This window comes from Pseudomonas sp. ok266 (assembly GCF_900110195.1).
Taxonomy (GTDB): domain Bacteria; phylum Pseudomonadota; class Gammaproteobacteria; order Pseudomonadales; family Pseudomonadaceae; genus Aquipseudomonas; species Aquipseudomonas neuropathica.
Genome location: NZ_FOCU01000023.1, coordinates 18,355 through 32,201, shown reverse-complemented (window position 1 = coordinate 32,201; position 13,847 = coordinate 18,355). Strand labels below are relative to the sequence as shown.

The 13,847-nt window shown below is 62.9% G+C and carries 2 protein-coding genes and 1 pseudogene; 2 read left to right on the top strand and 1 reads right to left on the bottom strand.

Annotated elements, in window-relative coordinates:
• Window positions 1-1,028: pseudogene (locus tag BMY54_RS30495) on the top strand (hypothetical protein); the annotation flags it as partial.
• On the top strand, window positions 913-1,176 hold the full coding sequence (locus BMY54_RS31125) for a type II toxin-antitoxin system RelB family antitoxin (RefSeq protein WP_371748296.1): 264 nt from the start codon (window positions 913-915) through the stop codon (window positions 1,174-1,176). The pseudogene BMY54_RS30495 and the gene BMY54_RS31125, both read left to right, overlap by 116 nt.
• 82 nt (window positions 1,177-1,258) lie before the next feature.
• Here BMY54_RS31125 and BMY54_RS29300 read toward each other — a convergent pair whose 3' ends face one another.
• Window positions 1,259-13,753 (bottom strand): filamentous haemagglutinin family protein, encoded by a 12,495-nt coding sequence (locus BMY54_RS29300; RefSeq protein WP_093442478.1) that lies wholly within the window; start codon window positions 13,751-13,753, stop codon window positions 1,259-1,261.
• Window positions 13,754-13,847: the final 94 nt, after the last annotated feature.

Sequence of the window (13,847 nt, the reverse complement as noted above, 5' to 3'; positions counted from 1 at the left end):
CAGCCGGGCGAGACGTGGAAGTGCTCGACGGTACGGATATCAAAGGTAAAGAGACTGCCGATGGAGTAACCGGCATCTGGAGTCTGCCCATTGCAGACCTGAGCAAAGCCAAGCACAGCTTTACCGCCAGAGATCTGGAGCAACCGAGCCTCGTGTCGGCAGCGAGGAGGTTGACGGTGACAGACGACATGGAACCGACATTAACTTCAGTCAAAGGATCATCTGATGGCATTGAAATCCCCCATAACGAAGCGACTATAGCGACCAGCATCACTGTCGAAGGTCTAGCGAGTATCCAACAACCTATCGAGATTTTTGTGAATGATCATCGAGAATTGGAGATGACGACCGAGGCGGATGGCAGCTATTTGGCAACATTGGATGGTTTCAAGCTCAACGAGCGGACAGACATCCAGATTCGGGCACTGTATGGACAAAAACTGACATCAGCCATTCGGTCATTTGTCGTATTTCAGCCCCTGCAAATCAATCAGACCAACATGACACTGAACGGGTATCGAGTGCACACCGGTTGGCCAACGACGGGACTGGACTTCTTGGGTAATACCGAAATCCGCACAGCATCTTTCGGTGTAGCGCCAATCACCTACTCTTCCAGTAACTCAGCCGTCGCGTCAGTGGAGAGCAATGGCAAGGTCATCGGCGCAAGAAACGGTGGTGCAGTGATCACGGTTCAAGACCGGTTCACTACCCTCACTTATTCGGTGTATGTCAGCAATGTCTTCAGGTTGGAAATAAGCACCGTTGGATATAACCATGCGCAAGCAGTCAACTGGAGATATAGCGTTGCCGGCTCATTGCCCGTGAACTACGCACTGTCTGCCATGCTTCGAGTCTATGGCCCGGACTCCAATTGGCCATTAGTGCCTGGAGGAGTTTACCGAATGTGTGATGAAGCAGGATGTCCCGATGGTTACAAAGCGATTTTCCAATACCGGAATGGAGGAGTCATTTGTCACACCGGTCTCAACACACCTTTGGTGTCATGGTGTCTCAGACCCCTATGAGCAAGGGTACGATCGCTGGTTTCGTGCCAACGTGCAGGCTGCACTGGATGATCTTCGCCCGGGCATTCCCCATGAGGAAGCCATGGTGCGGCTCGACCAACTAGTTAGAAGAGAAACGCAAGAATCGCCGCACTGCCGCTTGAATTGAGCGATCAACAATACCCACGAACATTAAAAGTATAAAAAAAGGGCGACCAACCGGCCGCCCAAACGTACTACACGAGAGTCTTTTACAGCGTCAGTTGCCCACGCTCCTCCTCGGTCAACTGCTGCTTCGCCTGTTCATCCAGCGCCCCTGCCCCCAACACTTGCACCGGGCTGTTCGGGTTGTAACCCGGGGCCGGTGCGCGGCTGGCGCCATCGCGGGTCGGCGCGAGTTGTTCGTTGCCGAAACTCAACACCTGCACGGTAAACACCGACGCCTGATTCTGCCGCGACGCTGCTTGCTGCTGACGCGCGACATCTTCCGCCGCTTGTGTGGCCGAGGATGCGGCGGAACTGGCTGAAGTGATCGCGCCGGTATTCACCGCCGAAACCACCGGCACACCCGTTGCCTTGCCCTGCACCGAGATGTTCGCGGCGTTGACCACCGTCAGCGCGGCGATGTTGACGTTACCCGACACGCGGATCCCCGCCTCACCGGCATCGATGGTGCCCAGCGGCGCGATCAGGTCGATGTCGCCCGGCTTCACTTCGGCGATCGGGTTAAGCGTGGCGATACCGGCGCCGGTGCTCGGCACCGATGGCGACAGGGTGACGTTGCCCCAAGTGTCGTAAACCCGTTTCGGTGGGGTGTAGACCACGGTGGTTTTCGAACCGCGACCGGCGTTGATATCGCCCTCGGCCGACCAACCGAGAATCGAACCGCCGAAGGTGGTCATGATCCGGCTCTGGCCGAGCAAAATGCTGCCCTGCGAATAGAGCTGAATGTTGCCCGAACCCTGGGTGATGATCCCCGCCGTCGACGGTGGTGCCGCACCTTCGATGCCGAACACCTGACCGCCACCGGGGGTGAGCATCTGGATGTCGCCGCCGAACAGGGTCTTGACCCCGGCGCCGCCGTACAGCGTGATATCGCCGTCGTAGCGGATCGGATTGCCCGCCACATCGGTGGTCGGGAACAACGCGGCAATGGCGTTGCGACCACGCAGATAACTGCCTTGGCGCGGGCCATCGACATCGTTGTATTCCAGGCCGCCGGCACGCAGTTCGGCGAAATACACCTGCCGCGCGAAGATGGCCTGTTCGGTGCCCGGCAGTGCGGCGTAGAACGCCTGTGCCTGTTCGGCGTTGCCGCTGAAGCCGTAACCCAAGGTCAGCCAGCTCTGCAATTCGTCCTGGTAACTCTTGACCACTTTGCCCGGTTGCGCGCTGAGGGCTGCGTCCGCGCTCGCCACGTTCTGCGGGTTCAGGTAGCGCGCGATAAACCGCGAATAATCCGGCCCCTGCGCGCCCACGCCGGCCTGCAAGACCACGCTGGCCCCCGGACGCTGATCACCGGCCAGCAACGAGCCAAGGCTGGTGATGCTGGCACGGTCCTCCATCAGGATATTGCGCCCGGCATTGATCTCCAGCGTGCCGGGACCGGCGACGTCGAAGCTGCTGTAAAGGATGTCGCGCCCGGCCGACACTCTCGACACATCCCTCGGGTCGTTATGCACGAACAGGTTGCCGGTGGAGTAAATCGTGTCCTTGGTGGTGCCGACGCCATCTTTCGGCGAAATCGTCGGTTGGCCCAGGTTGGTGCCAGAGGCGACGATGTCGCGACCGGCCATCATCCACACCGGCCCGGCTGCTTCGTACCAGGTTCGCTGCGAATCGCTTGCACGCAGTGACTCGCCACTGCGGATGCCGACCAGATCGCCGGTCAACGCGTAGATTCGCGCCGGCCCCATGACATCGCTGAGGCCGGAGTACGAGTTGCTACCGAAGGCGAACAATGGGAAGCGCAGATTCGGTTCTGCGGCGACACCATCGCTGCCGCTGTTGGAGATGAACGGGATTTGCGCCGAGTTGCTGGCATAGCCGTTGAATGCCGGCGCAAACGGCGTGGCAATCGCCAGTGGACTGGCCCCGGACTGGTTGATCGCATAGCCGCCGGCATAAATCGAATCACCGGCCAACAGCTCCAGCTGACCTGAAGCCGAAGGCGCCAACAGCAGCGAGTAAGCGGTGGCGGGAGCGGTATTGCCGACGCTGTAAGCCGCCGATGAACCTGCGTAGATCGAGCCTTGACCGGCGACGGCGCGCAGAATCGACGGATAAACAAAACGACTGTCAGTCGGTGAAGTGTTCTGCCCTTTGATGGGCCCGTTGGTGTCCGTCTCGGCCAACTGGGTACTCGGCGTGAGGTTGCCACCCGCCGAGAACAGATCGATGGCCGTGTGCTCGGTCCACAGCGAGAAGCCACTCAAAATCCCGCCCTGGCTGACGTTCCCCGCCTCGTCAAACAGCGGCGTGGCGTTCTGCAAACGCACGCGGCCCGGGTCCGCCGCGCCGCCCAGGACCAGATCGCCACGGGTGTTGATGCGCATGCCCGAATCGCCGGGGATCAGCACCAGCCCGCCGGAGGCATTGCCGGTGGTCGCGGTAAACGGGTCCAGCGCGCGGGTTTCCCGAGCATCATGCAACACGCTGTTGGCGCCATATTGCAGATTGATGCCGCCGACCGCACTGCCACTCACCTGTGCCGCGCCGCGCAGGTTGATCAGCGCGCCTTGCAGATCATGCTTGGGTGGCGTGATCCCATTGTTGCCGGCGCGCGCTTGCAGGGACGGATTGAGCGAACCACCGATGCGAATGTCCATGTCGCCGCCACCGGTCAATTGCAGACTACCGTCGCTGCCGACACGACCGGTGCTACCCACCGCCACGATCAGGCCCTGGCTGCGTGGGTTGGTCCGCGCATCCCCCATCGGCCTGAGCATGCCGGCATCTTCTCCGGCGCGCAGGCTGATGTTGCCACCGCCCAAAGTGCCAAAACCGGTGAAGCCCACCAGGTACGGCGCCGCGTCCATGTCGGCGTCGGGCAGCGGCTGCGTCGCATAGCTGCCGAAATTGATCCACCAGGCGGTCGGCACGTCATCACTGCCGGTGCCCTGACGCCATAACCAGTTGCCCACCGCCACGCCAGGCACCTGTTCACGGTAACCGCCGGTATTGGCGGTTTTTCGCCCAAGAGTGTCACCGGAGACAGAGCCGCCGGCATTGATCGTCAGGTTGCCGCCGAGCTGCGGATACCAGGCTTGATAGAGACTGTCGGTGCCACCGTTGACCCATTTTTCCACGTCGCCACCGGCACTGCCCAATACCGAATCCTTGTCCGACAAGCGTCCGCGCATCTGCTTGAAGCGCGGATCGACATCGGCCGACTGGGTGCCAGCGGTGTACACACCAAACGGCGAAGCCATGCTCAAATTGCCGGCAGCGAGCAAATCAAGATCGCCGGTACCGGTACGCAGGACACTGAACATCTGGCTGTGGATGCTGGCGCTTTTCGCCGGATTGCTCTCGACGCACACCTCGGGGTAACTGTCGCACAGCGTCAGGTATTCCTCGGGAATCGGCGCGTAATCCTGAAAGCCGAACTGGTTGCCGGGGGCCCAGGTCCAGCGCGCCATCGGGGCGCAGGCACCGGGATCGGTTTCGCAGAGAATCAGGTATTCCTCGGGCACCGGTTCGAAGGCGGGGAAACCGTACTGGTTGGTTTCCGACCACACCGCGCGTGGATTGCCTTCGGTGATCTTCGCACCGTAATGAGTGTCCGCCAGACGCAAATTGCCCTCGGTGGTGAGCGGTTTCACCGCACGACTATCGGCGGCGGAAAGATCCGCCCCCGCCACCGCGCGGATCGACCACGACGAACTGCCCGACGGCAACATGCTCGCCAGTGCCCAGTTGGCGCCCTGCTGTGTGCCATTGAATCCACGCAACTCGACAAACGCGGCGCCGTCAGCGAGCACCACATTGGTCATCGACGGAATCAACGAACCGCGCAACAGCGCCAGAGAACTGCTCAACATCAAATTCTTGCTGCTGCCGGTGTCGGCATCGAAGGCGCCCGGCAACGGCACACCTTTGGGCCAGTTCATCGCCTTCAACGCGGTGTTGCGATTCAAGCGAATCCCGGCACCCAGTCGGCTGCTGGCCGGCACGGTCAGGTCACTGTCGAGCAGTGTTCCGGCGGCATACAAAAGATTGCCCGAGGCGTCATGCACCGCCCCCGCGAGCACGGTGCCGGCACTGAAGGTGTACGGCGCGGCCAGCTCCACCTGAACCGGCAACAGCGTACCGCTGACCAACGTCGTGTCCTGAATCGGCAAATCGTAATTGAGGGTCACGCCCGACGGGAATTGCGTGCCCGGCGCCAGCGTCACCCCGCTCCCCGGTACAACCAGATCGCCGCCGAATGGCTGCACGCCTGGCAACAGTTTCCAGCCAGCGTCGTCGACGGTCTCCGGTGGAGGCGCGAAACCGTCGTTGATGCTGCCGTAAATATCAAGATTGCCGCCGGCACGGATCACCAGGCTGGCGGATTCACCGGAACCGTAGACGCCATCGACTTTGCCCGTGTGCCGATTGAGGCTGGCGTAGCGGTAGCGCGACAGATCGATATCACCCTCCACCACCAGGTCGCCGTCCGCTGTCTTGCTGGCGATCTCCACGCCGGGGCGCAGGTGGAAGGCATCGGCGTAGGTCGCGTTGTTCAGACCCGCCAGCTTGCGTTGCAACAGATCGGCGTTTGTCAGCGCGGCGTCGATGAACGTGGTGTTGTCGCCGTCGATGCGGGTCAACAGCGCCTGATCGATCACCTGATACGGCCGGCCACTGACCGCCGGATCGACACCATCACGCGCATCGGTGTAACGGCGCGTGCCATTGAGGCCGATGGAACGCGCGCCCTGAATATTGACCGTGCCGCTGGCATCGATGGCGATGTCGCCGGCGCCCAGCCGCGGCGCGTTGAGCTCCAGGGTGCCGCGCAACATCTGATCATTCTGCCCGGCGAGAAAGCCCGGCACTGCATCGGTGCCATGGCGCAAGTCGATGCGCGTACCGGACGCCAGGGTCAACACCCCGGCCCCGGAATTCAGCTCGACCATGGCCCGGTTTGGCGCGTCGATGATCTTGCCGTAACTGTCGACCCGCAGTACGCGGCCGTGGGCATCGAGCACACTGTCGCCGGCCAGGGTCAGGCCGTTCTGCGCCGCGAGACGAATGCTGCCGACCCGTTCGCCACTGGCATCGATCAAGCCATTGACCGTCAGGCTGCCATTGTCCACCGAGACATTGACCTCGCCGGCCTTGAGCCCGTCACCGATCAACAGATCACCTTGCTTGAGTTGCAGACTGCGACTGCCGAACACTTTGCCTGCGTTCAAGCGTTGGTTGAGTGCCGCGAACTGGGCGCTCGCCTCACCGCCCAGTTGCTGCGCGCGAATGTCCACGCCACCGGCCTTGTACGGCACCAGCGTGCCGCCGGCATCGTAATAACCGCTGCTGGCACCGAGAATCTCGCCCTGCAGATCGACGATGCCGGCATCCGCTGCCAAGGCAACGGCGCTGAGGTTGCCGGCCTGATTGTTTTTCGCCGACAGATCGATGCGCGAGCCAGCGAGCTGGCGTATATCGCCAGCGGCGCTCAACAGCGACACATCGCCGCCCCAGCTGTACTTGCTCACGTCGTTGAACGGCAAAGTGCGTCCGGCCATGTCCAGTTGCGCGCCGCCGGCCAGGGTCAAGTCATGCTCGGCCTTGGCCGTGAGCTTGCCGCTGGCCAACGCGATGCGGCTGTCGAGCACAATGTCGCGGGCTTGCAGATTGAGTTCTGCGCCGAGGGCATCGGCCACGCCAGCAGCACCGGCGCCGCTGAGCGTGAGCCTGTTGCCAGCCTTGAGCAGGTTGACCGACGCCGCTTCACCGGTGAGCAACGGTGTGCGCAGCGTGAGATTGCCGCCGCTGTAGGCATAGCCTTTGACCGGATCGAAGGCGCCCTGCTGTTGATACACCGCCAGGCTGCCCTTGTGATTGGCGGTGATGCGCTCGCTGGCGCTCAGATTGACGTTGGCAAAACCCAGCGCCAACCGGTTGTTCTGATCGAGGCCGTTGGGTTGTGGCATCGGGCCGTAACCCAATTCGATGCGTTGTGCCTGAATATCCAGCGTGCCGCTACCAGTACCGGCGCCGCCATTGATCACACTGCCCGGATCCTGAGTGGCGCCGTTCCAGATCAGTTGGGCGGTGCGGATCGTCGCCATATCGTCGGCATCGCCCGCGCCGTAAATCGCCGGGGTGGCGAGCACCAGGCTCTGCAATTTGCTCTGACCGGTCTGCGCATCGAACGTATCGAGGGTCACGCTGCCGTACAGATTGAAGGCATCGCGCGTGGTCAGGCTCAGGGTCTCCAGGGCCGGCGCGCCGAATTGCGTATCACCGCGCAGCAAACGATCCAGCACATTCTGGTTCAAGGTCAGACCGGCCGGCACACGGTTGCCTGCGGCGGCCAAGGCCTCGGCACTACCGGCGTTGACCGCGCCGACTGCCAGAGCCAGATGACGCGTGCCGAAACGCACGGCTTCACCGAGTTCGAACTGGTTGTCCGTCGCGGCGGTGATGCTGCCATTGGAATACAACAGCGCCGGACTGCTGCAAACCGCCACGGCGCAGGTGCCGATGCGAATGCTGCCGGCGCCGGTGAAACCGCCGCCCGCCTCCGGCGCCAGGACATTGGTCCAGCCGTTCGACACCACCACCACGCTGGACGCGCCCGGTTGATAGATGTACCCGACCGTCGAGTCATACGCCACGTTGCCGCGCCCCAGAGCGTTGATCCCAGCGCCCGCTTCAACGGTGATGCCGCCATTGATCGAGTTGGTACGCAACAACACTTCCGGTGCCGCCAACTGCGCACCGTCACGCAGGACGATGCTGGCGGTGTCGCCGGTGAAGCCAATGATATTGCCCGCCGTGCTGTAGCTGACGGTCGGCATCGCACCGATGGTCAAACGCCCGGCGTTGAGGTTATTGAGCGTGTCGGCATACAGCGAAATGCCGCTGAAGCCCTCGGTGGGCGCCTGCCCGGTGCCGAGAATTTCAAAACTGCTGCGCGCGTTGCCGCTGCGCACCACGGCCGTTCCGACCAGCCCGCCCGCCGCAGCGTCGAACCGCGCCTGGCCCTTGAACAACAACGCGACATCCTGCTCGCCACCGTCAACCAGGCGCAGATCCAGCGTCTTGCCGTCCTGCGGTGCCAACGCTCGAGGCACCCCGCGCCGCACCGCATCGCTCTGGATGAATTGGCTGAGACTGGTTTCGTTGTATTGCGAGTAACGGCGCAGTACATCGGCCGAGGTCAGAATGACCTGTTTGGCCAGACTGTCCCGCTGGCCGGTGTTGGCAATCGACAACTGTCCGCTGCCGGTCCATGAACCGTTACGCAGTGGCAGCGCGCCCGTGGTTGTGCCCGCTGTCGCCTGACCATTGACCTCGACCCGGAAGGCGCCCGGCAGCAACGCGAACGTCGACGGCAACAACGTATAAGTACCCGCTGCCAGCCCCGGAACCCCGGCGCCGAGGGTGATCTGCTGGCCAATGCGCGGATCCACCGCGCCCGCCTCGGCCAGCACTGGCGCGTAGGCGCTTTGATTACCCGGCACGATGGCATACACGGGATTGCTGGCCAGCCCCGGCAGGCTGAAGGTGCCGTCGGTGGCATTGCGCACTAGCGGGTTGAACCGCGCATCCGTGGAACCACCGCGCCCGGAAACAAAACCGGCGCCGCGCAAATCGCCACCGCCGGACAGATCGATGACCGCACCGCTCTGCACATCAATGAACTGGGTGCTCATCGACACACCCGATGTTTCACCGGTGATGCCATTCAACACCACCGATTTGCCGCCAAAGCGGTAGTCGATACCGTCCGTGGTGCCACCGTACGGCATGACCAGCCCGGCGCCGCTGACCGACGTCAGACTGCCCGGCAGCAACCGCACTTCGCGGGTGGTGGTCAGCAGGTCATCGCCGAGGACAATCTTGCCCAGCGGCGCACGCAACACGCCCCCCTGTTCAATGTGCGCGGCCGAGAACGTCAACTGGCCAAACGCTGAGTACGGCGCGGCCACCGGCGCCGGGCCGTGACCGCCGATCCGCAGGGTATGCTCGGCCACCGCCTGCGCGCCCTGATACCCGACACGCACTTCAGCCTGCACATCAGTAGCGGGGTAAATCTGCGCCGCACTCAAGTTCAAATCGCCCGGCGTCCACAGGCGGCTTTTCTGATCGCCATCGGTTGGCGCCAGGAAGCGCAGATCACCACGGCTATCGAGGCTGACGTCAGCAAATGCGCGGCGACTGTATTCGGCGGCCGGCGCCTTGAGTTGCAGGATCGAACCTTGCGTGCCGAACGACAGGCTGTTGCCCACATCCAGCAGGTTCGCCGTCGCGCTGAAGCGAGCGTCCGACAGTTTACCGGTCGGGTTGTTGGTCGGGCGTGGGCGCACGGTGCCGACCACACTGTAATAGCTGCCGACACCGGACAAGCGCAGGTACGGCGCCTGCAAATCGACCCGTGCGGTGCCTTTGGAAGACTCGGCAAGGGACAGCGCACCGGCATACAGGCTCAGACTTTGATTCATGTGCAGATTGACGTCACCGTCGAACGACAACAAGCCGTTGCTCAACAAGCTCAGGATGTCGAAACCGCCGGACATCAGGCTGTCGGCATGCAGCCGCGCCTGACCATAACGCAGACCGGTATCGCTCTCGCCCGGACGCAAACCGGCTGCAAGTATCTGCTCCGTCGCGCGCTGATCAATGATCAACTCTCGAGGTGCGCGAACGTTGTTGTCCGCCGATTCGAGGTACAACGGCGTCTCCAGCGCCACCTCCAGACGACCGCCCGCCGCGCCGACACCGCCCGCTGCTGCACGCAGGTCACCCTCGATAAACAGACCCTTGTAAGAGCCGATGCCAATGCGCCCGCCGTCAGTCGCCACGCGCGTCGGTCCCTGGCCAGCGATATCCAGCAGTGCCTCGGCACCGGAGGCATCCAGCCGCGCACCTTGCCGCACAATCACGTAAGCATCGGCGGCGGTGGCCGTGGCGAGTTTCGCGTCGATCTCACCGCCGAGAATGATGCTGCCGCCCTTGCCGACCTGCCCATAGGTGCGACCCAAGGCATCGACTGCCGTGTTGGCTCGCCCGGCCACGTCCAGCACCGCATGCTCGCCGACCCAGATCGAACGGTCATGCGCGTTCGGGTCGGCCAACTGATTGGAGGTGGCCGGTTTGATCGAGCCGAACTGTTGCTGGCGAATATCGATCGTGCCGCCCCAGGCGTTGAGTGCACCGTCAACGGTGATCTGTCCGGCGCCGCGCAGCTTGATGCTCTGACCCGGATCGACGCTGATACGCGAATCGCGGCCCAGGGTCAGCGTGCTGTTGGCCGCGTCGATCAGGTTGATCAGGCTGGCGCCGCCTTGCAACGTCAGGCTGGCACCGGCGCGTTGCGTCAGCACGCCTTGGGTCGGATTTTCCTGAAACAGCGTTGGCGTCCACAGCTCCAGCGCCGCTTGCGGATCGACACCGCTGGCCATGCCTGGCGCAGCGTCGGCAAAACGGTAAACCGGCATCGTCACCTCGACGGCGGTGCCTTCGGCCACGTCCAGACCATTAAGGCCAATCAGGTTGTATGCGGAGAAGCCTTTTTTGAACAGATCGGCGGACAGCTGCAGCGTGGTGTCGGCCAGCAGCTTGTCGGTCTGGCCAATGAGGATCTTGTTGGCCTGTACCGTAAGGGTGCCGCCACCGGTCACGCCGTAGCCACGCAGATCGCCATCGAGGCGCAAATGCGATTGGCCCGGCGCGGAAATCGCGCTGGACTCCAGCGTCAGATCGCCACCCTTGCCGCCCCGGGTCTTGCCGTTGGCGAGTACCGCGCCGCCGGAAGAAACGTCGAGCAGACTGCCAGCACCGATATCGATATCGCCACTGCTACGGATCGAGATCAAACCACCGTTGAGGGAGGCCAGACTCGTGCCATCATCCGGGTCGGTGCGCAGATTGCTCCACACTCCACGGGTATCCAGTTGCACGCCGGCAGCCACGAGGACTTGCGTCGCCTTGTCGGCTTTCGCCGTGAGCCGAGTGTCGCTGCTCTCGGAGCCGGTGAACTGATTGAGAACGTTGCCCAGTCGCAGACTGCCGCCACGCGCCGTCAGGTCGGCGCCGACCTGCACATCCGGGGCATACAAGGTGATATCGCCACCGGCATCGACGATGAGCGCGCCGTCAACGACAACCTGATCCCTGGCCGCCACTTTAAGCGCGCCGAGACGGAAACCGTTGAGCTGCTGGTTATCGAGATACAACGTGCCCTTGCGCGCCTGCGACACGGCGCCGGCCAGATCCTGATCATTGTTGGCCACCGGTCGTTCGCCGCCGATCTGCACCTGGTCCAGCAGCGGATTGAGCGCATACAAAACGCCACCCGAAGCCGCCACATACGCCGGGTCATAACTGCCGACAATCAACTGCGCGCGACGGGCCAGCGCGGTCTGACTCTGTTCATAACCATCAAGCACTGGTTTCGGCGCCTGGTTCTGCCGCTCGCCCTGATACACCTCGCCGAGCATCTGCCCGTCGAGTACGGCGTTGGCCGTGGCAATCACCAGTTGCCCGGCATCACGCCCCACGATGTAACCCGACTCGAAACGCGAACGCGGGGCAATCAGCGGGTTGTAGAAGTAGCTGGTCTGGCCCCAGCGCTCGCTGCTGTCCTCGTAACCTTTGTACAGCCCGGTGTAGAGCAGATCGCCCGGCGCACGCGACACTTCATACAGCTTGCCGTCCGCACCGCGCAGCCAGCTCTGGCGGATTTCGCCGCTTTGCACATCCAGGGTGCCGCCGGACAAATTGATCAACGAGCCCTTCTCGGTGACCACATCGTTGCCGGCAAAGCTCACCGTACCGCCCTGCGCCATCCACTCGCCGACGCTGTGCGCCTGGGTGCCGAGATAACCGCCGACTTCAAGCAATCCGCCAGCGGTGTACCAGCGATCCGTGGCATAACCGTTGGTGCCCGCCGGCACGTAAACCAGCTCACGCACATCGACCCAGATATCGTTACTGTTGAGCGCGCCTTTGTCGCGGTTGACCGACGCGTCGCGCTGCTCGTTGCCTTGCACGTTGATCTTGATGTTGTTGTTTTCCATCGCCACTTTGACGCCGAGGGCACCGGAAACATCGATCATTGCCCCGTCGCGCACCAGGCTGCGACGCTGCGCCGTCACCGCCACTTGCCCGCCGGTGGCGAGGGTGATCGAACCGTTCTGGAACTCGACACTGCCGCCGCTCTGTATCTCGATGCGCGACTGATCGCCACGAATCCGGTTGTTCGCATTGACCGCACTGAGGGCGGCCTGATGCTGACTGTCGAGCGCCGTCAGATCGCTGCTGTCGAGCATGATCGCCGTGGCACTGCCTTGCGCCAGGGTGACACTGCCGCCGCTGTCGCTCGCGGGATTGGACAAGTGAATCGTGCCGCGAGACGCCACTGAGGTGCTGGCGAGCAATACGCCGTTCTGCACGACTTCGTGGCCGGTCAGAGTGATGTCGCCAGTGGCGGCCTGAATCAAGCCGTTGTTGCTGACCTTGCCGCTGACATCGCCGGCCTTGAAGCCCGGCGTGACTTCGTTGCCGAACGTGGTCGACAGCGCATTGCCCTCGGTGCCCGCGCCTTTGCGGATGTAGAAGCGGTCACCGGCGCCGAGCACGGTCTGGCCCTTGGCGGTACTGATATTGCCGTCGTTCTGCACTTCGCTGCCGAGCAGCAAGGCATAACCACCGGCATCGGTCGACGTCGCCGGTTTATGAGTCGTGATACTCGCACCGCGCTCGACCAACACCTTGCCGGCGGCATCGGTGAAGGTCGGCTGAGTACCGTTGCTGTCGAAATACAGCCCTCGGTCGCGGAACTGGATATCGGTAATGTTCGCTGCCGCTGCCACCAGGTTACGTACGTTGACCTGGCTGCTGCCGCTGAAAACGATGCCGTTGCGGTTGATCAGCATCACCGTGCCGTCGCCCTTGATCTGCCCCTGAATCTGGCTCGCCCGCGCATTCGGGTCGTTGACCCGGTTGAGCACCGCCCAGTTCGCCTGCTGGGCAAACTCGACGGTGGTGTTGCGCCCGACGTTGAAGGTTTCCCAGTTGAGGATCGCCTTGTCGGCGGTCTGCTCGATCTTCACCGTGGTCTTGCCGTCGGCCTGGGTTTGCTGCGGGCCCTTGGCGTTCTGCCAACCTTGGGTCAGGCTGTTATCGACCTTCAGACCGCCCTCGCCCAGACCGTCCGGGACAAACTGCACCGTGCCCAATGCAGCCGCGCGCCCGGCCGCCTGAGCCGCCTGCTGCGCGGCAATCGCGGCGACGGTGTTGTTCAAGGTCTGAATCGAGCGCTGCAATTGCTGATTGGCTTTTTGCTGCTGCGCCAAGGGTGGCGTCATCCCCGGCAAACTGCCAGTGCTCGGCCGTGCGGCAGCGGCTTGCTGCGCCGCACCTTTGGCGGCGAACCAGTTGGAGCTGAACGCCGTTGCCGCGTGCGCATTGCCCGCCACCAGACACAACGCCACCGCCTGCGCCAGTGGTTTGAGCAGCCACAGCGCCGGCTCCACGGCTTCACGTTTGAACGACTGGACGTTGGTACGACGGGATGGGCGAGCGAGCATCACTACGAGATCCTTTTTGGTTGCCACACTTTGGTTGCCACACATGCCGCAGGCGTGCAAAAACCTGCTGTTACGTCATAGGCAGTTGGCGGCG